General features: G+C 68.8%; 23 protein-coding genes. 15 read left to right on the top strand and 8 right to left on the bottom strand.

The window, feature by feature from the left end; translation table 11 throughout:
* Nucleotides 1-12: 12 nt before the first annotated feature.
* Nucleotides 13-846, bottom strand: coding sequence for a DUF3097 domain-containing protein (locus tag Q0653_RS12230; protein WP_298944791.1), 834 nt, complete (start codon nt 844-846; stop codon nt 13-15).
* Between the two features lie 192 nt (nt 847-1,038).
* Between Q0653_RS12230 and Q0653_RS12225 the strand changes: the two genes are divergently transcribed.
* The 4 genes from Q0653_RS12225 (at nt 1,039) to Q0653_RS12210 (ending at nt 5,198) form a co-directional block, all read left to right on the top strand.
* Nucleotides 1,039-3,063: a TPM domain-containing protein gene (locus tag Q0653_RS12225; RefSeq protein ID WP_298944790.1), complete on the top strand. Its 2,025-nt coding sequence runs from the start codon at nt 1,039-1,041 to the stop codon at nt 3,061-3,063.
* Between the two features lie 72 nt (nt 3,064-3,135).
* Nucleotides 3,136-3,873 (top strand): PspA/IM30 family protein, encoded by a 738-nt coding sequence (locus Q0653_RS12220; RefSeq protein WP_298944789.1) that lies wholly within the window; start codon nt 3,136-3,138, stop codon nt 3,871-3,873.
* Nucleotides 3,874-3,948: 75 nt separating this feature from the next.
* Nucleotides 3,949-4,758 (top strand): arginase family protein, encoded by an 810-nt coding sequence (locus Q0653_RS12215; RefSeq protein WP_298944788.1) that lies wholly within the window; start codon nt 3,949-3,951, stop codon nt 4,756-4,758.
* Complete coding sequence (locus Q0653_RS12210) at nt 4,755-5,198, top strand: Fe-S oxidoreductase (RefSeq protein WP_298743165.1); 444 nt, start codon at nt 4,755-4,757, stop codon at nt 5,196-5,198. Before Q0653_RS12215 ends, Q0653_RS12210 begins: the two co-directional genes overlap by 4 nt.
* Here Q0653_RS12210 and Q0653_RS12205 read toward each other — a convergent pair whose 3' ends face one another.
* From Q0653_RS12205 to Q0653_RS12195, 3 genes are read right to left on the bottom strand one after another with little or no spacing between them, the layout of a single operon-like run.
* Entirely contained in the window at nt 5,199-5,663 is a 465-nt protein-coding gene (locus Q0653_RS12205; RefSeq protein WP_298944787.1) for an SIP domain-containing protein, read from the bottom strand.
* Between the two features lie 52 nt (nt 5,664-5,715).
* Nucleotides 5,716-6,426: a tyrosine-protein phosphatase gene (locus Q0653_RS12200; protein WP_298743169.1), complete on the bottom strand. Its 711-nt coding sequence runs from the start codon at nt 6,424-6,426 to the stop codon at nt 5,716-5,718.
* Nucleotides 6,423-6,911, bottom strand: a complete 489-nt coding sequence (locus Q0653_RS12195; protein ID WP_298743170.1) for a carboxymuconolactone decarboxylase family protein — start codon at nt 6,909-6,911, stop codon at nt 6,423-6,425. The genes Q0653_RS12200 and Q0653_RS12195 overlap by 4 nt, the downstream gene beginning before the upstream one ends.
* Nucleotides 6,912-6,967: 56 nt before the next feature.
* Between Q0653_RS12195 and Q0653_RS12190 the strand changes: the two genes are divergently transcribed.
* The 8 genes from Q0653_RS12190 (at nt 6,968) to Q0653_RS12155 (ending at nt 14,414) form a co-directional block, all read left to right on the top strand.
* Nucleotides 6,968-7,921, top strand: a complete 954-nt coding sequence (locus tag Q0653_RS12190) for an alpha/beta hydrolase (protein ID WP_298944786.1) — start codon at nt 6,968-6,970, stop codon at nt 7,919-7,921.
* A 138-nt stretch (nt 7,922-8,059) separates the two neighbouring features.
* A complete protein-coding gene (locus tag Q0653_RS12185) occupies nt 8,060-9,571 on the top strand; it encodes an ABC transporter substrate-binding protein (RefSeq protein ID WP_298944785.1) in 1,512 nt (503 codons plus the stop codon).
* Complete coding sequence (locus Q0653_RS12180) at nt 9,568-10,518, top strand: ABC transporter permease (protein WP_298944784.1); 951 nt, start codon at nt 9,568-9,570, stop codon at nt 10,516-10,518. The genes Q0653_RS12185 and Q0653_RS12180 overlap by 4 nt, the downstream gene beginning before the upstream one ends.
* Nucleotides 10,515-11,408, top strand: coding sequence for an ABC transporter permease (locus Q0653_RS12175; RefSeq protein WP_298944783.1), 894 nt, complete (start codon nt 10,515-10,517; stop codon nt 11,406-11,408). Before Q0653_RS12180 ends, Q0653_RS12175 begins: the two co-directional genes overlap by 4 nt.
* On the top strand, nt 11,405-12,193 hold the full coding sequence (locus tag Q0653_RS12170) for an ABC transporter ATP-binding protein (RefSeq protein ID WP_298944782.1): 789 nt from the start codon (nt 11,405-11,407) through the stop codon (nt 12,191-12,193). The genes Q0653_RS12175 and Q0653_RS12170 overlap by 4 nt, the downstream gene beginning before the upstream one ends.
* Nucleotides 12,190-12,984: an ATP-binding cassette domain-containing protein gene (locus Q0653_RS12165; RefSeq protein WP_298944781.1), complete on the top strand. Its 795-nt coding sequence runs from the start codon at nt 12,190-12,192 to the stop codon at nt 12,982-12,984. The genes Q0653_RS12170 and Q0653_RS12165 overlap by 4 nt, the downstream gene beginning before the upstream one ends.
* 40 nt (nt 12,985-13,024) lie before the next feature.
* Entirely contained in the window at nt 13,025-14,083 is a 1,059-nt protein-coding gene (locus tag Q0653_RS12160; RefSeq protein WP_298944780.1) for a M4 family metallopeptidase, read from the top strand.
* Nucleotides 14,067-14,414 (top strand): protealysin inhibitor emfourin, encoded by a 348-nt coding sequence (locus Q0653_RS12155; protein WP_298743186.1) that lies wholly within the window; start codon nt 14,067-14,069, stop codon nt 14,412-14,414. The genes Q0653_RS12160 and Q0653_RS12155 overlap by 17 nt, the downstream gene beginning before the upstream one ends.
* On the opposite strand, the gene Q0653_RS12150 is transcribed toward Q0653_RS12155, so the two are convergent.
* Together Q0653_RS12150 and Q0653_RS12145 are read right to left on the bottom strand one after the other, a co-directional pair.
* Nucleotides 14,388-15,008 carry a GNAT family N-acetyltransferase gene (locus Q0653_RS12150; protein ID WP_298944779.1) on the bottom strand — a complete coding sequence of 207 codons (621 nt, stop codon included), beginning with the start codon at nt 15,006-15,008 and terminating at the stop codon, nt 14,388-14,390. The two genes, Q0653_RS12155 and Q0653_RS12150, sit on opposite strands and share 27 nt — an antisense overlap.
* 10 nt (nt 15,009-15,018) lie before the next feature.
* On the bottom strand, nt 15,019-15,729 hold the full coding sequence (locus Q0653_RS12145) for a uracil-DNA glycosylase (RefSeq protein WP_298944778.1): 711 nt from the start codon (nt 15,727-15,729) through the stop codon (nt 15,019-15,021).
* 125 nt (nt 15,730-15,854) lie between these two features.
* Between Q0653_RS12145 and Q0653_RS12140 the strand changes: the two genes are divergently transcribed.
* On the top strand, nt 15,855-17,306 hold the full coding sequence (locus tag Q0653_RS12140; RefSeq protein WP_298743192.1) for an MFS transporter: 1,452 nt from the start codon (nt 15,855-15,857) through the stop codon (nt 17,304-17,306).
* Nucleotides 17,307-17,587: 281 nt separating this feature from the next.
* Here the strand turns inward: Q0653_RS12140 and Q0653_RS12135 are convergent, their stop codons facing one another.
* Complete coding sequence (locus Q0653_RS12135) at nt 17,588-18,367, bottom strand: SDR family oxidoreductase (protein ID WP_298944777.1); 780 nt, start codon at nt 18,365-18,367, stop codon at nt 17,588-17,590.
* 131 nt (nt 18,368-18,498) lie between these two features.
* On the opposite strand from Q0653_RS12135, the gene Q0653_RS12130 reads away from it, so the two are divergent.
* Both Q0653_RS12130 and Q0653_RS12125 read left to right on the top strand, forming a co-directional pair.
* Complete coding sequence (locus tag Q0653_RS12130) at nt 18,499-19,821, top strand: bifunctional o-acetylhomoserine/o-acetylserine sulfhydrylase (protein ID WP_298944776.1); 1,323 nt, start codon at nt 18,499-18,501, stop codon at nt 19,819-19,821.
* 158 nt (nt 19,822-19,979) lie between these two features.
* Entirely contained in the window at nt 19,980-21,182 is a 1,203-nt protein-coding gene (locus Q0653_RS12125; RefSeq protein ID WP_298944775.1) for a homoserine O-acetyltransferase, read from the top strand.
* Between the two features lie 2 nt (nt 21,183-21,184).
* On the opposite strand, the gene Q0653_RS12120 is transcribed toward Q0653_RS12125, so the two are convergent.
* Nucleotides 21,185-22,372: an MFS transporter gene (locus tag Q0653_RS12120; RefSeq protein ID WP_298944861.1), complete on the bottom strand. Its 1,188-nt coding sequence runs from the start codon at nt 22,370-22,372 to the stop codon at nt 21,185-21,187.

Below are 22,372 nucleotides of genomic sequence, written 5' to 3'. Positions count from 1 at the left end.
CACCGCCGCTCCTTACTGCGTGACGAAGTCGATCAGTTCTTCCACGCGCCCGAGGAGAGCCGGGTCGAGGTCCCGATAGCTCTTCACAGAGCGGAGGATCCGCTGCCACGTGCGTGCGATGTCGGCCTGATCGCGCGCGGGCCAGCCGAGGGCACGGCTCACGCCGACCTTCCACTCGATCCCCCGGGGGACGTCGGGCCACGCCGCAATCCCGAGCGCCTGCGGGGTCACGCACTGCCACACGTCGATGTGGGGATGCCCGACGATCCGCAGGTATTTCCCGTGCGGGCCGCGTTCGATCTCTTGCGCGACGCGCGACTCTTTCGATCCGGCGACAAGGTGATCGACCAACACCCCGTAGCGACGATCCGGTCCCGGCGGCTCGTCGTCGAGGGCCGCAGCGAGGAGGTCGACACCCTGGAGGTATTCCACGACGACGCCCTCGACGCGCAGGTCATCACCCCACACTTTCTCGACGAGTTCGGCGTCATGACGCCCCTCGACGAGGATGCGGGATCCTCGGGCGACCCGTGCCCGCGTCTGCGGCGCGGCGAACGATCCGGATGCCGTGCGCGCGGGACCGGTGGGGGCCGCCGGTTTCGGCAGGGTCAGCACGACGGCCTCGCCGTCGACGAGGAATCCTCCGCCGAGCGGGAAGAGCCGGCGGCGCCCGAGTCGATCCTCGAGTTCGACGGTTCCCGACTGGATGCGCGTCACCGCGCCGCAGAATCCGTCCGAGGCGACTTCGACGACGAGGTCGCGTTCGGCTGCGACCTCGGGCACGACGCGGCGGCCGGCGTCGCGCCATCCGCGGGCCAGCACATCTCCGCCGTATCTGTCGTCCATGATTCCTCCGACTGCGAAACATACCGTGCAGCACCGTCGAGGCCGGGAGCGACTCCCCGCTCCCACCGTCCTCACGTCGCATTCATCGACGCTGTTCATCTGCGGTCGATGAGGACTTTTGCTCATACGCCGCGGGGAATAGGGTGTTCGCGGGGGACGGTTTCCGGTGTCCCCCGTGGCGGAAAGGACCCCATGCGCGCGCACTGGCCTCTCACGTTGGTCGCAGCGGCGGCGATTGTCCTCGGGGGCGGTGCAGGGGCGATGGCGACCGACCCGGTGACGCTCGGCGGCTCCCCCGTGCTCGACCAGTCCGACGTCCTGAGCTCGACTGAGGAGACTGCCGTCGCGGAGCGTCTGAGTACCCTCCCCGCGTCGGGTATCGACCTGTGGGTCGTCTACGTGGATCAGTTCACCAATCCCAGCGACCCCGAAGAGTGGACGAATCAAACGGCGAGCAACAACGGCTTGGGTCCGACGCAGTACCTCTTGGCGATCGCGACCGACGGTCGGCAGTTCTACCTTTCGGGCGACTCGACGGGGCCGGTGAGCGCCGACCGCCTCACCTCCATCGAACAGTCGAACATCCTCCCCGAACTCCGCGACGAGGATTGGGCGGGCGCGGCCACGGCCGCCGCCGACGGCTTGGAAGGCGCCGTCACCGGCGGCGAATCGTCCGGCGGTTCGTCGTTGCTCCCGATCGTTCTCGTCATCGCGCTGGTGGCGCTCGCGGCCCTCGTCATCTGGATCGTGGTGCGCGCGCGCAAGAAGTCGGCACGTCCGGTAGATGCCTCCCCCTCGTCCACCACGGACGAGCTCGCCCAACTGTCGACCGAAGAGCTCAGTCGTCGCGCATCCTCCGCGCTCGTCCACACCGACGACGCGATCAAGACGAGCGAGCAAGAACTGGGCTTCGCCGAAGCGCAGTTCGGCGCCGAAGCGACCGCCGAGTATCACGCGGCCGTCGCCCAGGCCAAGGACGACCTCAGCCAGGCCTTCACCCTCAAGCAACAACTCGACGACGACGCCCCCGACTCCGAGGAAGCGACACGGCAGTGGAACGCACAGATCCTCGAGTTGTGCGCGCACGCCAACCACGAGCTCGATGACAAGGCGCAATCCTTCGACGAGCTCCGCAAGCTCGAGCAGAACGCTCCCGAAGCTCTCGCCCGAGTGCAGGCGCTGCGGGAGACCGTCGGCGGGGTGCACACGACCGCCGCGGCGCGCATCGCCACCCTGGCGCAGAGCTACGCGCCGCAGGCCCTGGCCACGGTCGTCGGCAATCCCGAACACGCGGCACAACTGTTGTCGTTCGCCGACGAGCAGTTGCAGAAAGCGCAATCGGCCATCGGCTCCGGTGACGGCGCACGCGCGGCAGTCGGCATCCGCGCGGCGGAGGATGCGATCGGCGAGGCGAAGCTCCTCCATGATGCCGTCGAGAAGCTCGGCGCCGACCTTGCTCAGGGTGATCAGGATGCCGCCCGCCTCCTCGCCGAGCTCGACACGGACCTCGCCACGGCCAGCGCCCTCCCCGACCCGGACGGTCGTCTGGCTCCCGTCATCGCCGCGACCCGCCAGCAGGTCGAAGCCGGCCGTGCACTGCTCAGCGGATCCGCGCGGCGGCCTCTGTTCGCACTCGAAGGACTCGACCAGGCGAACGCGCAGATCGATGCTCTTCTGGAAGGCGTCCGCGACGCCCAGCAGAAGGCTCAGCGGGCGAGCCAACAGCTCGGGATGCTTCTCACCCAGGCACAGGGCCAGGTTTCTGCCGCGGAAGATTTCATCACCTCGCGTCGCGGCGCGATCGGTGCCACAGCGCGCACCCGGCTCGCCGAAGCCGGCGCGTCGCTTGTGCAGGCGCGTCAGCTGCAGCACAGCGATCCCGCGCAGGCGCTGTCTGCCGCGCAACGCGCAAACGATCTGGCCGCGCAGGCGATCCACCACGCGCAGAACGATGTCGGCGCCTTCCAGGGCGGCGGCATGCTCGGCGGTGGCGGCATGCTCGGGGGCGGCGGCTCCGGCGGCGGCGGCAACATGATGAACGCCGTCCTCGGCGGCATCCTGATCAACTCCCTCCTCGGCGGCGGCGGCCGCAGTTCCGGCGGCGGCATGTTCGGCGGCGGGGGCGGAATGTTCGGGGGCGGTGGCGGCGGTGGCCCCCGTCCCGGCAGTTTCGGCGGCGGCGGCACGCGCAGCCGCCGCGGAGGGGGACGCTTCTGACCATCCGCATCACCCCTTCCTCACCGGCATCCGCCGTTCACCTCCATCCACCCGTATAGAAAAGGAAAACCGATGGCAAAGCAGTCCATTTTCGGTCGCATCTCCACGCTCATGAAGGCGAACATCAACGCCTTGCTCGACTCTGCGGAAGACCCGCAGAAGATGCTCGACCAGCTCGTGCGCGACTACACCAACAACATCGCCGACGCAGAGTCGGCCATCGCCGAGACGATCGGCAACCTCCGCCTTCTCGAGCGTGACCACGAGGAAGACGTCAAGTCGGCCACCGAGTGGGGCAACAAGGCCCTCGCCGCGAGCAAGAAGGCCGACGAGCTGCGCACGAGCGGCAACGCCACCGACGCCGACAAGTTCGACAACCTCGCGAAGATCGCGCTGCAGCGCCAGATCAGCGAAGAGAACGAAGCGCACGCGATCGCCCCGGCGATTGCGGCGCAGACCGAGGTCGTCGACAAGCTCAAGGACGGCCTCAACGGCATGAAGGGCAAGCTCGAAGAGCTGCGCTCGAAGCGCTCCGAGTTGCTCGCCCGCGCCAAGTCGGCGGAGGCGCAGAACAAGGTCCACGACGCGGTCAAGTCGATCGACGTGCTCGACCCGACGAGCGAGCTCGGCCGTTTCGAAGACAAGGTCCGCCGCCAGGAGGCCCTGGCCTCCGGCAAGGCGGAGCTGGCAGCGTCGAGCCTCGACGCGCAGTTCTCCTCGCTGGATGACGTCGGCGAGCTCACCGAGGTCGAGGCACGCCTGGCCGCACTGAAGGCCGGTGGCCCGAGCACCGCGGCGATCGAACAGTAAGACCGGTGGGTGCGCGCGGCGCCGGGCCTTCGGGCTCGGCGCCGCGTCGTCGTCCGTGCGCGAGAGGATAGAGCCATGACGCGATACCTGGTGGCCCCGCAGTGGCAGGGCTCTCCCTCCACTCGAGCGATGCAGTTGATCGACGGGGCCGAGGCGATCGCCGGCGACCTGCCGCGCGCGGCGACGGTCCGTGTCGACGTGCCGATCGAGGCCGGCGAGTCGCTGGGGACCGGCATCCGACGTTTCAGCGCGGTGAACCGCGTCGCTGAGAACGTGACGGAAGCCCTCGACGCATCCGACGAGCCGGCGATCGTCATCGGCGGCGACTGCGGGATCGCGGTCCCGGCCATCGCGCACGCCGCGTCGCGGCACGACGACCTCGTGGTCGTCTGGTTCGACGCACACGCCGACCTGCATTCACCCGCGTCGAGCGAGTCCGGTTCCTTGGCCGGCATGGCACTGCGAGCGACCTTCGACAGGGTCGATCTGCCGTCCGGCGGCGTCTCGCGCGACCGCGTCATCCTCGCCGGGGCGCGTGCGTTCGACGACGCCGAGTGGGAGTTCGTCCAGGAGCGGGGCCTGCGCACCGTCCGCATCGCCGATCTCGCCGACCCGACCGCACTGACCGCTGCCGTCCGCGCGACCGGCGGCACCTCGGTCTACATCCACGTCGACCTGGACGTCCTCGACCCGGCGGTGCTGGGAGCCGTGGCCTTGCCTGTCCCGTTCGGCCTGTCGCTGGAGCAGCTGACCGGCGCGATCGTCGCTATCCGTGGCCATGCGCACCTCGTGGGCGCCTCGATCGCCGGCTTCGCCCCTTCCTCGCCCGCTGCCGCCGTCGATGACCTCGGCACGATTCTGCGCGTTCTCGGGGCTCTCACGTGATCGCCGCACCGCCGGTCGGATGGCAGGACCGCGCGCAGCGCGCAGTCGACCGGGGCGCCCGCATGGATGCCGCACTCCCCTCGTTCCTGCTCGACTCACCCGTGAGCCTCGTCGGCTCCTGGTGGGGTACATCGGTCGGGTTCCTGTGGGGATCGCTGCTCTCGACGGGACGCATCGAGCACCGGGCCGGGCTGTGGGTGTTCACCGGCATGCCGAACTGGGCATTCCGGCGCGGCGGTGTCTGCGTCGGAACGTGCTTTCTCACCGGCGAGGCGCGCGTGACCGATGCGGTCCTCCGCCACGAGGCCGTCCACGCGAGGCAGTGGCGACGGTACGGCTTTCTCATGCCGATCCTGTATCTGCTCGCCGGGCGCAATCCGCTCACGAACAGGTTCGAGATCCTCGCGGGTCTCGAAGACGGGAACTACGTCCGCCGCTGATCAGCGCGCGAGGGCAACACTGAAGCGTTCGGGCACGTGGATCGCGTCGACGGCGACACCGCGACGCGTCGTGAGGTGCTCAAAGATGTCGGCTGTCCCGAGGAAGCCGCCCAGGAGGGAGACGCGAGTGCCGTCGGACCCATCGCACAGCATCTCGTCTGCCCAGGCCGTCACGGCGCGTGCGAGGGCTTGCCCGGGGGCGCAGGAGCGGCCGGATCCGGGGTTACCCGAGCGGCGGGAGCGGTCGAGCCAGGTGACGATCATCCGTGCCGGAACGGTGATGTCCCGGGCCGAAGCGGCATCGGTCACCTCGATGAACACGCGGCCCGTCGAGCAGATCGGCAACGTCGCCAGCAGCACCTCGAGCTCAGCGAGCGACGACTCGTCCGCCGTGATCAGGTGCTGCACCCGCGTGTGACGAGACGCCTTGCAGGCGGTGTCGTTGTGCGGGGCGAGTGCGGTCATCGTGCTCCCACTATACCCCCGAAGGAAGGGGAGCCTCACCTTAGCGTCGACCTCAGTGGACGTGCACCAGTACCCGACGCAGTTCGACGATCTCGGGGTCGGTCAGCCCGTGGGCGCGCAGGTACTCCACCGGCGCGCCGAAGCGCGCACTCAGGTCCGCGAGCATCCCCCGCATCACCGGCGCCGGCGACCGCGTGGCGAGTTCTTCGAGGTGGACAGCTTCGGGATGCAGCCCCCGGAGAAACGAGACGACCCGTTCATTGCGCTCCGCGGGCAGGAGGGTCTCGGTGCGCGCATAGTCGGCGATCACCGCTTCCTCGTCGACGCCGACGGCAGCGAGGATGAGGGCGACTGCCACCCCCGTGCGATCCTTGCCCACCGTGCAATGCACCAGGACGGGTTGATCGGCCAGCACCGCTCGCACGACCTCGACGATGCGTTCGGCGGCGTCGTCGATGAGACCCCGGTACATCTCAGCGAGCGACACATCGTGCGTGAAGAACGACGCCGTGGACCCCAGGAACAGGGGAGCGCGCACCGTCTCGATGTCAAGACCGCCGACCAGGCTGGGGTCCCGCGCGAGTTCATCATCCTCACGCAGGTCGACGATGCGGCGGATGCCGAGCGCGCCCAGCGCTCCGCGCCCGTCGTCCGCGAGCCGTGCCAGGTTGCCGGAGCGGAAAAGGACACCCTCGCGCGTGACGAACCCGGCGGCGGGGAGCCCGCCGACATCGCGGAAGTTGAGGGTGCCAGGGACCGTCACGCCGACGGTTCCGCCGCGGCCCCGTGCCGGCGCGGCACGGGATACTTCCCCGCAATCGTGATGCGGTTGAAGGCATTGATCGACACGAGCAGCCAGCTCAGCGCGACGTACTCCCCCTCGGTCAGGATTCCGCCGACATGGTCGTAGACCTCGTCGGAGATGCCGTCCTCGTGGATGAAGACGTACGACTCGGTCAATTCGAGAGCCGCGCGCTCACGGGGCGTGAAGACTCCCGACTCTCGCCACGTCGCAATCTGCGCGATCTCATCTGCCGACATCCCCGCGGTCACCGCACGATCCACGTGCACGCGCACGCAGTACGCGCACCCGTTGAGCTGCGAGGCGTGGATCAGCGCGATCTCCTTGAGGCGATCGTCGATTCCCGCATCTGCCGCGAGCGTGCCGACGGTCTGCGAAAAGGCCTCGAGCGCGTCGTAGGCCGGGCGCGCCGATCGGGAGAGATGCACGCGTCGTTCCTGGGTCATGACTCCAGCCTACGACCGCCGACCGACCTCGCCCTGGGATGGGCCAGAATGGCCCGATGGATGAATTCCAGTTCCTTCCTGCCCAGGCTCGTGACATCGACTCGGACCGAGTACCGCCGGTGCGGCGCCTGTCCTTCGACCTCCCCGACGGCCGCTCCGTCAGCGGATTGCACTACGGAGACCCCGTTTCCGGAGCATTCACTCCCCCGGTCGTGACGTTTCTGCACGGCGCGGGTTTGAACGCGCACACGTGGGACACGACCGTGATCGCACTGGGGCTCCCCGCGCTGGCACTGGATCTCCCCGGCCACGGCGATTCATCGTGGCGGGACGACGCCGCGTACACCGGACGACACCTGGCGCAGGACATCGCAGAGGTGGTCGCCGCGTGGACGCACGGCCCTCAGGTACTTGTGGGGCAATCGCTCGGCGGATTGACCGCGGCGGCGCTCGCGGCATCCCGCCCCGACCTCGTGCGGGAGCTCGTGATCGTCGACATCTCGCCCGGCATCGATCCGAACGGCGGCGCCAGCCAGATCGCCGCGTTCTTCGCCGGCCCGACCGATTGGGCGACGCGCGACGAGCTCGTCGAGCGCGCTGTGGAGTTCGGGCTCGGGGGAACTCGCGAAGCCGCCACCCGCGGGGTGTTCCTGAACTCCCGCATCCGCCCCGATGGTCGGGTGGAATGGAAGCACCACTTCGCGCACCTCGCGGCTGCGATGGCGGAAGATCCCCTCGCTGCACAGTCGGCACGGCAGGGACAAGATGCCCTCCGCGGAGTCCTCGCCGCCTCCGGCTGGGAAGACCTCGCCACGGTGCGCGCTCCCCTCACGCTCGTCTACGGCGAGCGCGGATTCTTGACCGCTCAGGATGTCGCCGACTACCGGACGAAGAACGCGGAGGCGACGATCATCGCGGTGGCCTCGGGCCACAACGTTCAGGAGGAGGCGCCGAGGGAACTCGCCGCGATCGTCGCCGCGATCGCGGGCGCGGACTCCGGGAAGAACTGAGGATCTGCGTCGGTTGATGACGGGGGATGCACGCCGCATCCCTGACGGACCTTAGGCTGTTACGCGCACCCGAGTCCGCAGACCGTGCCGGTTCAGCAACGACGCACGCCTGCTCCCTGCGAAAGGACCTCCCTCTCCATGTTCCGCCGAACTGCCTTGGCCGCGACCGCTCTGCTCGCGGCCGGCGCGCTCCTTCTCACCGCGTGCACGGGACCCACTGCACCGACACCTTCCGCCACGACCGGCACGCCCGACCCGGACGCGTCCGTCGTGATCCGCCTCGTCGCCGAACCGGGCAACCTCGACATCCGCGAGACCGCGGGCGCCGCCCTCGACCAGATCCTGATCGACAACGTCTACCAGGGCCTCGTCTCGCGGACCGACGAGCAGGAGATCGTGCCGACTCTCGCGAGCGACTACGACGTGTCCGCCGACGGCCTGACCTACACCTTCACCCTCCGCGAGGGTGTGACGTTCCAGAACGGCGAGGCCCTCACCCCCGACGACGTGGTGTGGTCGCTGCAGCAGGTCAAGGACACCGCCAGCTACCGCGACTCCGCGCGTCTGGCGAACGTGGCCTCCATCGCGGCCGAGGGGCAAACGATCACCCTGACCCTCAGCCAGCCGGACTCCTCACTCCTGTGGAACCTCACCGGTCGCGCCGGACTGATCCTCAAGAAGGACGATGCGACCGACCGGAAGACGGCCGCCAACGGCACCGGGCCGTTCACCCTCACCGATTGGAAGCAGGGCGACTCGATCACCTTCGCGCGCAACGACGCCTACTGGGGCGAGAAGGCTCAGGTCGCCGAGGTCGTCTTCGACTACATCCCCGAGACCCAGGCAGCGCTCAACGCCGCTCTGGCGGGCGAGATGGATGTGCTGACCGGTTTCGATGCGAACCTGACCGACCAGATCGAAGCGAACGGCGATTTCGCGATCACGCTCGGCAAGTCCACCGACAAGGGCACGCTGGCGATGAACTCCACCACGGAGCCGCTGAGCGACATCCGCGTACGTCAGGCGATCCGTCAGGCAATCGACAAGAACGCGATCGTCGAGGCGCTCGCGGCCGGTCAGACCCAATACGGCCCGATCCCCGAGCTCGATCCCGGCTACGAAGACCTCGAATCCGTCGCCCCGTTCGATCCGGCCGCGGCCAAGGAACTGCTCGCCGAAGCAGACGCCGAAGACATCACGCTGACCCTCACGATCCCCTCGTTCTACGGAACGACCGTGTCGCAGATTTTGGTGTCGAACCTCAACGACGTGGGCATCACCCTGAAAGTCAACGCGGTCGAGTTCTCGGCGTGGTTGCAGGACGTGTACGTCAACAAGAACTACGAGCTGAGCTTCGTGTTGCATACCGAAGCGCGCGACTTCGAGAACTGGGCGAACCCGGACTACTACTTCGCCTACGACAACGCCGAGGTGCAGAAGCTCTACGCCGACTCGCTGGCTGCCACCGACGACGAGGCTGCTGCCGCCCTCCTCCAAGAGGCAGCGAAGATCGTGTCGGAAGACATGGCCGCCGATTGGCTCTACAACGGTGCCTCCGTGGTCGCCATCGCCACGAATGTCGCCGGCATGCCGACCGTGAACGCCAACGAGCGCCTCAACCTGGCAGAACTGGTCAAGAGCGAGGGGTGATCCGCTACGCGCTGACGCGACTGGCCCTGCTGCTGCTGGGCCTGTTCGTCGCCAGTGCGCTGATCTTCCTCACCCTGCGGATCCTCCCCGGCGATGTGGCCCAACTCATCGCCGGGGTGGGGTCGACCCCCGAGCAGGTCGACGCGATCCGCGAGCGCCTGGGACTGGACACTCCCCTCCTCGCCCAATACCTGTCGTGGATCGCCGGCGTCCTGCGCGGCGATCTCGGCACGTCACTGCTGACCGGCGCCCCCGTCGGGGCGGAACTGGCCCAGAAGGCACAGGTGACCGTTCCCCTCGGCATCCTCTCCCTCACCGTGGCGTTGCTGATCGCTCTCCCCTTCGGCGTGCTCTCGGCGATGCGCCGCGGCAGGCCCGACGGCACCGCGCTCAGTGTCGGTGCGCAGACGCTCGCCGCCGTCCCGGTCGTGTGGGCCGGGATGATGCTCGTGCTCGTCTTCGCGGTGTGGCTCGGCTGGCTGCCCGCACAGGGTTTTCCGCGCGGCGGCTGGTCGGATCCGGGCCTGGCCTTGCGCTCGTTGCTGCTCCCGGCGATCACCATCGGCGTCGTGGAAGGTGCGATGCTGCTGCGCTTCGTCCGATCCGCGACGCTCCAGGCGGTCGGGCAGGACTTCGTCCGCACCGCGGCGGCCAAGGGCCTCACCCGCACGCAGGCGCTCCTTCGGCACGGCCTGCCCACCGTCGGCCTGTCGATCATCACGGTCCTCGGTCTACAGATCGCCGGGATCATCGTCGGCGCCGTCGTGATCGAGCAGTTGTTCGGTCTCCCGGGCGTCGGGCGGATGCTGGTTGCCGACGTCGGCAACCGCGATCTGCCGAAAGTGCAGGGCGAACTCCTCGTCCTGACGGGGTTCGTGCTGGTCGTCGGCTTCGTCGTCGATCTGCTTCACCGGGTCATCGACCCCCGGCAGCGGGAGGCGGAATGACCAGGAACGCACCACCCCGGTTCGCGTGGGCCGCACGCGTGTGGGCGTTGTCGACCAGCCGGTTCGGAATCATCGTGGTGGCCGTGGTGGGACTGGTCGCGCTGATCAGTCTCTTCTGGCTGCCCTTCGACCCGAAGAGTGTCGATATCACCCACCGGTGGGCGCCCCCCGGCTGGCCGCACGTGCTCGGCACCGACGGATCGGGTCGCGACATCGCGAGCCTGTTGATGGCGGGCGCCCGCACGACGGTCTGGGTTGCGATCGGCGCGGGACTCATCGCCACGATGATCGGACTGGCGCTGGCTGCCCTCGGCGCACTGACCCACCGCTGGGTGCGAGAGAGCGTCGCGGTCCTCGTGGACATCCTCATCGCGTTCCCCGTGTTGCTGATCGCGATGATGGTCTCGGCGGTCTGGGGCGGGTCGCTCTGGGTCGTGATCGTCTCGGTCGGCATCGGATTCGGCGTGAACATCGCGCGAGTGACCCGTCCGGAGCTTCGGCGGGTGCTGCACAGCGACTTCGTCGTGGCCGGGCGCGCGAGTGGCCTCAGCCCGTGGCAGAACCTCTGGCGCCACCTGCTTCCCAATGTCGCACCGGTCTTCATCGTGCAGTTGTCCTGGGGCATGGCCGTCGCGGTCCTCGCCGAAGCGGGCCTGTCCTATCTGGGGTTCGGCGCTCCCCCCACGGAGCCGTCGTGGGGATTGCTCCTCGCGGAGCTCCAGTCCTACATCTCCGTGCACCCGCTCACGGTCGTCTGGCCAGGGCTTGCGATCACGCTCACCGTCCTCGGTCTCAACCTCTGGGGCGACGGCTTGCGCGAAGCCACCGACCCGACCCTGTCTCGGCGCAACACGGCCGCACGCACCCACGTTCCGGTGGTGGTCGCATGAGCCTGCAGGTGACCGACCTCACGATCGACATCGCCGGCCGTCGGGTCGTCGACGGCGTCTCGTTCGACGTCCCCGATGGCGCACGCGTCGGGCTCATCGGTGAATCCGGCTCCGGCAAATCGCTCACCGCGCTGGCTCTGCTCGGCCTCCTCCCGGAGGGCGCCGTCGCCTCCGGGAGCATCCGCTGGAGAGACCGCGAACTGCTCGGCCTCCCCGACCGTGACCTCGCGCGTGTGCGGGGCGACGAGATCGGCATCGTCTTCCAAGAACCGCGGACCGCCCTCAACCCGATCCGCACGGTGGGGCGCCAGATCGCCGAATCGATCCGCATCCACGAAGGGCTCGGCCGTCGCGCGGCGCTCACCCGCGCGATCGCCGAAGCACAGCGGGTGCACCTGCCCGACCCAGCCCAGATCGTGCGGCGCTATCCGCACCAGCTCTCCGGCGGTCAGCGCCAACGCGTCGCGATCGCCATGGCGCTGGCCTGTCGGCCGGAGCTTCTCATCGCGGACGAACCGACCACGGCCCTCGACGTCACGATTCAGGCGGAGGTGCTCGATCTGCTGCGCACCCTCGTGGAGCGGGACGGCATGTCGCTCGTGTTCATCACCCACGACCTGGCGGTCCTCTCGCAGGTCGCCACCCACGCCGTCGTTCTCGAAGACGGAAAGGTCGTCGAAGCCGGCCCGCTCACGACACTCTTGACCGCGCCGGCGTCGCCGGTGACGCAGGGCCTTCTCCGCGATGCGACGGCGACGCTGTGGCGGCCGGGAGGTACGACATGACCGAGTCCCTCATTCGCGGACGCGCGCTGACCCGGCGCTTCCGGACGCCGCCCCGTCGCCTGTTCGAACGCCCGACGTTCACGACCGCGCTCAACGACGCCGACGTGGACGTACGCGCCGGGTCCGCGGTGGGGGTCATCGGCGAGTCCGGCTCGGGCAAGTCCACGCTCATCCGCCTCCTGCTCGGCCTGGACACACCGACCTCCGGAACTGTCGAGGTGGCCGGTCGCGCGGTCGACGCACGCTCGTCCGCGCGCGAGCTGCACTGGCTCCGGCGGCAGACCGGGATCGTCTTCCAAGATCCCTACGCCTCGCTCGACCCGCGGATGAACGTCGGCCGGATTGTCGCGGAGCCCCTCTGGGCTCTCGGCATTCCCGGCGATCGGCGCGCGCGTGTGCACGACGTGCTCGCCCAGGTCGGACTCGACGCCGACATGGCGGTCCGGTATCCGCACGAGTTCTCCGGCGGTCAACGCCAGCGCGTCGCGCTCGCGCGCGCGATCGTCCATCGCCCGCGCATCCTGGTCGGCGACGAGCCGTTGTCGGCTCTCGACGTCACCGTCCGCGCCCAGATCCTCGAGCTCCTGCGAGAGCTGCGCCGCACCGAAGACCTGACGCTCGTGATGGTCAGTCACGACATCGGCGTGGTACAGAATCTGTGCGACGAGGTCATCGTGATGAAGGACGGGCGCATCGTCGAAGAGGGGCCCACCGAGAAGGTGCTCCTCCAGCCGCAGGTGTCCTACACCCGGCGTCTGCTGGCGTCGATCCCCGTGATCGACCCGCACTGACACCCTGACGGGCGTCGGAGGCCCGGGCTAGCCTGTGGCCATGCCAGGAATCGTCCCGCCCTACCTGTTGTCCCGGCTCGCGGCTACGCACGAGCCCCATCTGGCCCGGGCAGCCGCCGCCGCGCGGGCGACGCTCGCCGCACCCCGGAGGTATCTCCCCGTCCGCGCGACCCTCGATCTGTCGGTCTCCGGCGGTGCGCTCGTCGTCGAAGCCTCGCCCGCACCGGATCGCGTCATCAGCGATGCGCAGCACCGCGAGGAGCTTCCCGGCATCCGCGTCCGCGGCGAAGACGACCCCGTCGGGGCCGATGCGGCCGTTGCCCAGGCTTTCGACGGACTCGGCGACACCTTCGCGCTCTACTGGGAGGCATTCGGTCGCTCGTCGATCGACGGTGTGGGCGGCACCCTGGCCGCGACGGTGCACTTCGGCGATCGTTATGACAACGCGTTCTGGAACGGTGAACGCATGGTCTTCGGAGACGGTGACGGCGAGGTCTTCACCGGCTTCACGCAGTCGCTGTCGGTGATCGCCCACGAACTCACCCACGGCGTGGTGGAACACTCCGGGGGGCTCGTCTACTCCGGCCAATCCGGAGCCCTCAACGAGTCGCTCGCCGATGTCTTCGGTGCGCTCACCGAGCAGCACGCGGCGGGGCAGACGGTGAGCGAGGCATCCTGGTTGATCGGCGAGGGCATCTTCACGGATGCCGTGCAGGGCACGGCGCTGCGTTCACTGAGCGCTCCGGGCACCGCCTACGACGATGATGTGCTGGGCCGCGATCCGCAGCCCGCCCACATGCGGGACTTCGTGGCCACCGCGGCCGACAACGGCGGTGTGCACATCAATTCCGGCATCCCGAACAAAGCGTTCCACTCCGTCGCACTGGCTCTCGGCGGCTATGGGTGGGAACGCGCCGGACGTATCTGGTATCTCGTGATGACGAGGGGCTCGCTGGCACCGTCCGCCGATTTCTCCGCGTTCGCGGCCGAGACCGTCGCGGTCGCGACCGAGGAGTACGGTGAACACTCGGAGGAGGTCGCCGCTGTCCGCGCCGCGTGGATCGGGGTCGGCGTGATCGAGGATGACGAAGAACCCTGAACCGCGCGACGAGGTGACGCTGTCCGTGGTCGTGGAACGCTCCGGCGGCTTCGCAGGCCTGACACGACGGTGGCGGGTGGAGGCGGCTCCTGGCGAGGCACCGGTCTGGGTCGAACTGGTGGATCAGTGCCCGTGGGACGAGCCAGGACGAACGCTTCCGTCGGGCGCGGACCGCTTCGCGTGGACGGTGTCGGCCCACCGCGGACGCGAGCGTCGCCACGCCGAATTGGCCGAGCAGGATGTCGACGGAGCGTGGAAGAGACTCATCGACGCCGTGCGGGATGCCGCCGACACCGCACGCAGATCAGCGAGTGCGCCGCCCGAAGAATGAGCGCTTCTTCGTGTTCGTGAGGTGCTTCTGGAGGTAGATCGTTCCGATCGGGCGGCCGAACTTGAACCCGACCCGGCCCATCCGGCCGACCTCGATGAAACCGAGGCGCTCGTGCAACGCGACCGATGCCTCGGCTCCCTTGTCACTGATGACGGCGACCATTTCGCGAATGCCGAGTTCTTCGCACGCGGCGATCAGAGCCTCCAGCAGCGCCCGACCGAGACCCTTTCCGGTCGCCGCATGCCCGAGGTAGATCGAGTTCTCGACCGTATACCGGTAGCCAGACGTGCCGGTCCACGGCGCGACGAGCCCATACCCGAGGATCTGCCCGGACGGTGAGACCGCGACCAAGAACGGCAGCGAAATCTTGGCGAGGAAGTCGAACTTGTCCAGCCACTGCTGGTGGGTCCACTTCTTCTCGTCCAGGGTCGCGACAGAGTTGGTGACGTAGTAGTTGTAGATCTCGCGCACGTACAGCATGTCGGTGCGGACCGCCGGGCGGATTTCATAGGCGAACGGATGTTCGGTCTCGGGCGTCCGGCGCAGGTGCCGCGGAGCGCGGCGGCGGGACTTGTCGTATTCCTCCTCGAGCATGCGCTTCAGCCTACGTGGCAGGGCCCGCGGGTGACAGGCGCCAGTCGATCGGCGGTGCCCCGAGGCCGCGGAGCAGGTCGTTCGTGCGCGAGAACGGTCGTGAGCCGAAGAACCCGCGCCGCGCGGACAGCGGCGACGGATGCGCCGAGGCGATGACCGGGGTCTCCCCGAGAAGCGGACGGAGGGTGCCGGCATCCTTTCCCCAGAGAATCGCCACGAGCGGTGCGGGGCGGGCGGCGAGGGTGCGGATCGCGTGCGCAGTGATCTTCTCCCACCCCCAGCCGCGGTGCGAGCCGGCCGCCCCGGGCGCGACGGTCAACACGCGGTTGAGCAGCATGACCCCCTCATCGCTCCACGACGAGAGATCCCCGTGCGCCGCGGGCGGGATGCCGAGATCGCTCTCGAGCTCCCGGTAGATGTTCGCGAGGCTCCGCGGAAGGGGGCGCACGTGCGCATCCACCGCGAACGAGAGGCCGATCGGATGCCCCGGAGTGGGATACGGGTCTTGCCCGACGATGAGCACCCGCACATCCGCCAGGGGGCGCGCGAAGGCCCGCATCACGGCGTCTCCGTGGGGAAGGTACACGTGTCCGGCGTCCTGCTCGGCCTGCAAGCGGGCCCCGATCGCGTCGATCTCACCCGCGACCGGTGCGAGCGCGTCCGCCCAGTCCGCCGCAATGGCACCGGTGGCGGCGAGGTGTGCGAGGGCAGACACGGTCACGGCGTCCCCTCCGGCCGACGTCGCGGCAAAGTCTCCCGCTGCACGCTCACACTGTCTCCTTCTCGCGAAAGGTCAGCCTACGGCGCTCCCCGATCGCGCGGCACCGCGCCTCTAGACTGATCGCCGTGTCCACGACCCCGTCCGCCTCTCTTCGCACGTCCGCTCTCGGCATCACCGCGGGGCTGGTGGGGTGGTTCGTCCTCGTCGAGATCGTCAGCGGAATTCTCCAGGGCTATTACGTGCCGCTGTTCAGCGACATCGTGGTGTCGCTCGGCATCCACGATTCGGACGTCAACTGGTTCGAGGCCGCGCAGCTCCTGCTCTCGGCCCTCGTCGTGCCGATCCTCGCGAAGCTCGGCGACATGTACGGGCACAAGCGCATCCTGCTGATCGCGGCGATCCTCACGGCGGGGGCGACCTGGTGGTTGGCGTTTGCCACGTCGTTCTGGAGTTTCCTGATCGCCTGGGCTCTGCAGGGGTTCTACGTCGTGTGGTTGCCGCTGGAGATCGCCCTCATCTTCGAGCGCGGACGCGTGCACAACCGGGGCGTTTCCACGACGCGGCGCGCGGCGGGCCTGCTCGTGGTCGGCCTGCAAGCCGGTGCGATCATCGGCGCGCTCGCGGCCGGGCGAATATTCGCCGCGACGGGCGGAAACCTCACCGCGACGCTCATCGTCCCCGCGATCGCGGTCACCCTCGTCGCCGTCGTGATCTGGATCGGCGTCCCCGAGTCGACCCCGGAGCCGGGCCGGACACTCGACTCGGGCGGATTCGTGCTGCTGGCGATGGCGCTGCTGCTGGTGACGAGCGCGCTGACGTTCCTCCGACTCAACGGTCCCAGCGCCGTGTGGGTGTGGATGCTGCTCATCGCCGGCATCGCCGGCTTCGCCGTCTTCGTCTGGTTCGAACTGCGCCAGGATGACCCCGCGGTCGATATCCGAGTGTTGCGTCGCCCGGAGATGTGGCCCGTGCAGGCCACCGCGTTCCTCGTGGGGATCAGCCTGCTGGGTGCGCAGGGTCCGTTGTCGACGTACGCGGGCACCGATCCTGCACTCGGCTACGGCCTCGGACTCGACGCCACCGAGCGCTCGAACATCATCGGGGTCTATCTCGTGTCGCTCATCGTCGGGGCGATCGTCTTCGCCGTGACCTCGCGTCGCGCGAGCCCGCGGGTCGTCCTGATCGTCGCGGCGCTACTCGTCGGGATCGGCTACGCCCTGTTCCTGCCGTTCCACCGGGAACTCTGGCAGGTGCTCCTGAATCTGTCGATCGCGGGGCTCGGATGCGGCGCGCTCGTCGGCGCCATGCCGGCGGCGGCCGCCGCCGCGGCGCCCCGCGGACAGACAGGGATCTCCTCCGCCTTGACCAACACCACCAAGACGATCGGCGGGACGTTCTCCTCCGCCGTCTTCGGCGTCGTGCTGGCCGCCGGAGCCGGAGCCGTCCTGAGCGAGACGGCGGCATCCCTCGGCGGCTACCTCACTGTCTGGGCGATCTGCGCCGCCGGAGGCTTCCTCGCGGCGATCCTGCTGGTGTTCGTGCCGAAGGTCGCGTTCGCCGATGCTCCCCCGGCCTGATCCGGCGCCGGGTCAGTGGTGCTTCGATGCACCGCACCCGAAAGGTGACCCGATCTGCGGCATCGCGCGGCGACACCGGGCAGAACACGCCACCTCCTCACCACGCGGCTCAGGGAGGTGACCCATCCTGCGGCATCGCGCGGCGAGACCGGGCAGAACACGCCACCTCCTCACCACGCGAGTCAGAAAGGTGACCCATCCTGCGGTCAGGGTAGAGGGGAGTGGGCAGGACACGCCACCTTCTCTGGGCGCAGATCGGCGGCGCGGATCAGCCCCGCGCGTCAGGTGCGCGGGCGCAGGGGTCCGCGCGCGAGCAGGTGCTGCGCGGACTGCGCGACGGGACGCATCGTGACGAGGTCGAGGTTGACGTGTCCCGGCGCGTCGAGCGCGTAACGGATCACATCGGCCACATCGTCGGCGACCAGGGGATGCTCGACCCCCTCGTAGACCTTTTCGGCGCTTGCCTGATCGCCGCCGAGCCGATTCACGGTGAACTCTTCCGTGAGCACCATGCCGGGAGCGACCTCGGTCACCCGAATGGGCTCACCGTTGAGTTCGAGCCGCAACGCGTGGACGAGCATCGCTTCACCCGCTTTGGCTGCGTTGTATCCGCTCCCGCCCGGATAAGCGGTCTGCGCCGCGGTCGAGGTGACATACAGCGCGTCGGCGTGCTCGCCGTCGGCCGCGATCGACGACCGCAGGAGCGGCAGCAGCGCCGCCGTGACGAGCTGAGCGGAGAGGACGTTGACCTCGAACATCCACCTCCAATCGGCGGCGCGCGCGTCTTCGACCCGGTCGGCACCGCGCGCACCTCCCGCGACGTGCACGAGCGCGTGGACCGGCCCGGTGGCCTGGAGATGTTCCGCGAGAGCGGCCACATCACCCTCGTTCGTGAGATCGGCCGCGAACGAGCGCGAACCGATCTCGGCGTCGAGGGCCTCGAGCCGGTCGGCGCGCCGTGCGACTCCCACGACATCCCAGCCCGCCGCGCGGAGCGCGCGCGCCGTCGCCGCACCGATTCCCGAACTTGCCCCTGTGACCACTGCACGTCGCGAACTCATCCCCCCACGCTACCGGCACCCCGCATTACGTCACATTTCCGGGCGGTTGTTGACTCCGACGTGCGAACCGTACAGTCGGTGAGGTCGCCGGCATCCGCCCGCGCCACCGACGAACACGCAGGAGCCGCCCCATGTCCGCACCCGAGAACTGGCGCTTCGAGACCACCCAGATCCATGCCGGCGCTGCCCCGGACCCTGTGACGAAAGCGCGCGCGACGCCGATCTACCAGACGACGTCCTACGTCTTCGACAACGCCGACCACGCGGCGAACCTCTTCGCACTCGCCGAGTTCGGCAACATCTACACCCGCATCCAGAACCCGACGCAGGCTGTCGTCGAAGAGCGCGTCGCGGCGCTCGAAGGCGGCACCGGCGCGCTCCTCGTCTCGAGTGGCCAGTCGGCGACGACCTTCGCCGTGTTGAACATCGCCGAGGCGGGCGACCACATCGTCTCGTCGAGCTCGATCTACGGCGGCACGTACAACCTGTTCAAATACACCCTCGCCAAGCTCGGCATCGAGACGACCTTCGTCGAGAACCAGGACGACCCCGAAGAGTGGCGCCGCGCCGTCCGCCCGAACACGAAGCTCTTCTTCGGCGAAACGATCGGCAACCCGAAGATCAACGTCCTCGACATCCGGGCCGTCGCGGATGTCGCGCACGAGGTCGGTGTTCCGCTCGTCGTCGACAACACGATCGCAACCCCCTACCTGATCAAGCCGTTCGAGTTCGGCGCCGACCTCATCGTCCACTCCGCGACGAAGTTCCTCGGCGGCCATGGCACCACGATCGGCGGCGTCATCGTCGACGGTGGGTCCTTCCCCTGGTCGGAGCACTCCGACCGTTTCCCGGGGCTCACGACACCCGACCCCTCGTACCACGGCGCGGTCTACACCCAGGCGGTCGGCGATGGGCTGGCCTACATCATCAAGGCGCGTGTCCAGTTGCTCCGCGACCTCGGCGCGGCCATCTCGCCGCAGAGCGCATGGCTGCTGATCCAGGGCATCGAAACGCTCTCGCTGCGTATCGAGCGGCACGTCCAGAACGCGCAGGAGATCGCGGAGTGGCTCGACAGCAGTGACGACATCGCCTCGGTCAACTACTCCGGCCTGCCGAGCTCGCCGTGGTACGCCGCCGCGAACCGCTACGCCCCGAAGGGTGTCGGCGCGGTGCTGTCGTTCGAGCTCAAGGGTGGGGTGCAGGCGGGTCGCGAGTTCGTCAACTCGCTCAGCCTGTTCAGCCACCTCGCCAACATCGGCGATGTGCGTTCGCTCGTGATCCACCCGGCATCCACCACGCACGCGCAGCTCACACCCGAGCAGCAGCTGACCGCCGGTGTGACCCCGGGGCTCGTGCGCCTGTCCGTCGGCCTCGAGAACGTCGAAGACCTGAAGGCCGATCTGGAACAGGCTCTCGCCGCCGCGCGCCGCCTCTCCGAGACCGCGCGCGCCTGATCCTTGCCCCCTGCGGGTCACCAACTCCGCAGAATGTCGCGAACTCCGCATCCATCACTGTCATCGGATGCGGAGTTCGCGCATTTCTGCGCCGTTCGCGCGCGACGAGGGGCGTAACACGACGGCGGGGACCCCTCCGGACCGAGAGAATGGATGCCATGGACTGGCAGACCTCCGAAGACACGGTGCCGAGCGCACCGATCACGGAGGCCGATGCGCGCCTACTCCGCGGTCGCCCGCCCACGACCGGGGCCTGGCGAGACGGCGACCCGGTGGGCGAGCGGCACTTCGCCGCCTTGGGCGCGTTCGCGACTGAGAGCGGGGCGGAGCTGCCCAGCATCCGCCTGGCGTACGAGACCTGGGGGAAGCTCAGCGCCACCCGCGACAACGCGGTGCTGGTCTTGCACGCCCTCACCGGCGACAGCCACCTGCGTGGCCCGGCCGGCCCCGGGCACCCCACCGCCGGCTGGTGGGGCGACATCGTGGGTCCCGGCGCTCCGATCGACACCGACCGCTGGTTCGTCGTGGCGCCCAACATGTTCGGTGGATGCCAGGGCTCGACCGGACCGTCCTCGATCGCCCCGGATGGCTATGAGTGGGCGTCACGGTTCCCGTATCTCACGATCCGCGATCAGGTCGCCGCGCAAGTGCGCCTCGCTGATGCGCTCGGTGTGGAGGTGTGGGCCGCCGTCATCGGAGGGTCGATGGGCGGGATGCACGCGTTGGAGTGGGGCATCGGCGAGCCCGACCGGGTACGCCGTCTCGCGGTGCTCTCGGCTCCGCCGATGACGACTGCCGACCAGATCGCCCTCAACGGCGTGCAGCTGGAAGCGATTCAGATGGATCCGCGGTTCGCTGCCGGTGAGTACTACGACTCCGGCGACGGCGACGGGCCGCATCGCGGCCTCGCACTCGCCCGGCGGATGGCGCTGCTGAACTACCGCAGCCCGACCGAGCTCAATCAGCGTTTTCAACGCTCCTGGCAGTCGGGCAAGAGCCCGCTCGGCCACGGCGGGCGCTTCGCGGTCGAAAGCTACCTCGACTTCCACGGCAACAAGTTCACGCGACGGTTCGATGCGAACAGTTACATCGCGCTCGTCGAGGCGATGGATTCGCACGACGTCGGTCGGGGGCGGGGGGGCATCGAAGACGCCCTGGCGCGAGTGCAGGCGACGACGCTCGTCCTCGGCATCGACAGTGACCGGCTCTTCCCGGTCGACGGCCAGCATCGCATCGCGCGCGGCATCCGCACGACGATCGATGCGGATGCCGTCGTCCTGTCCAGCGATTTCGGACACGACGGGTTCCTGATCGAGACGGCCGCAGTGGGCAGACACCTCCGCCGACTCCTGGAGTCCTGAGCTCAGGCGGCGACGAGAACCGGGCGGCGTGCTTCCCATCGGAAGCTGACGAGCGTGAGGGCAAGGCCCGCGGCCGCGAGGGCGACGCCGACCCACACCGGGGCGACGAATCCGAAGCCGGCCGCGATCACGACACCGCCGAGGAAGGCCCCGCTGGCGTTGCCGATGTTCAGCGCCGAGTGATTGAGCGCCGCGGCGATCGACTGGTTGTCGCCGGCGACGTCCATCAGGCGCGTCTGGATGGTCGGACTCAGCACCGACGAGACGAAGCCGACAGCGAAGACGAAGAAGCCGAGCGCCACGATCCACTGCGCGGTGAGTGCCAAGAGCACCTGAACCGCGATCAGCAGTACCATCCCGCCGAGGAGCGTCCTCTTCAGATCAAGGTCGGCCAGGTGTCCACCGACGAGGTTGCCGGCGGTCATACCGACCCCCATGACGACCAGAATGATCGGCACCACCCACTCCGGCGACCCTGCGACATCGGTCACGATCGAGGCGATGTAGCTGTAGGCGGCGAAGAATCCGCCGAAGCCGATCGCGCCGACACCGAGCGTCAGCCACACCTGTCCGATGCGGAAGGCGCCGAGCTCCGCCCGGAGCGTGCGACCGGGGTCGCCCGCGTGCGGGGGAACCGTGAACGCGATCATCACGGTGGCGAGGGCAAAGATCGCCGCGACGAGCGCGAACGCCATGCGCCAGCCGTACTGCTGGCCGAGGAAGGTGCCGATCGGCACGCCGACGACGTTGGCGACCGTCAGACCGGTGAGGACGAAAGCGACGCCCTTCGCACGTTTGCCGGGCCCGAGCACGTCGGCCGCGACGAGGGCGCCGATCCCGAAATAGGCACCGTGCGGCAGTCCCGCAAGAAATCGGGATGCCGCGACCAGCTCGAACGTCGGCAACACGAACGTCAGCGCGTTGAAGACGGTGAGCGCCGCCGCGAGCGCGAGCATCACGCGGTGCCGCGGATACTTCGCGACCGACGCGGCAATCGTCGGCGCCCCGACGACGACCCCGAGCGCGTACAGGGTGATGAGCCAGCCGGCGCCGGCGACGGCGTCCTCCGGCGAGGCCGCCCAGGCAGCCGGGTGGAGATCGGCCGCGATGTTGGGGAGAAGGCCCATCACGACGAACTCGGTCATGCCGATGCCGAACGAACCGATGGCGAGGGAGAGGAGCGCCCACAT

Source organism: uncultured Microbacterium sp., assembly GCF_947488465.1.
Lineage (GTDB): Bacteria > Actinomycetota > Actinomycetes > Actinomycetales > Microbacteriaceae > Microbacterium.
This window is presented reverse-complemented; position numbering and strand designations above follow the sequence as displayed.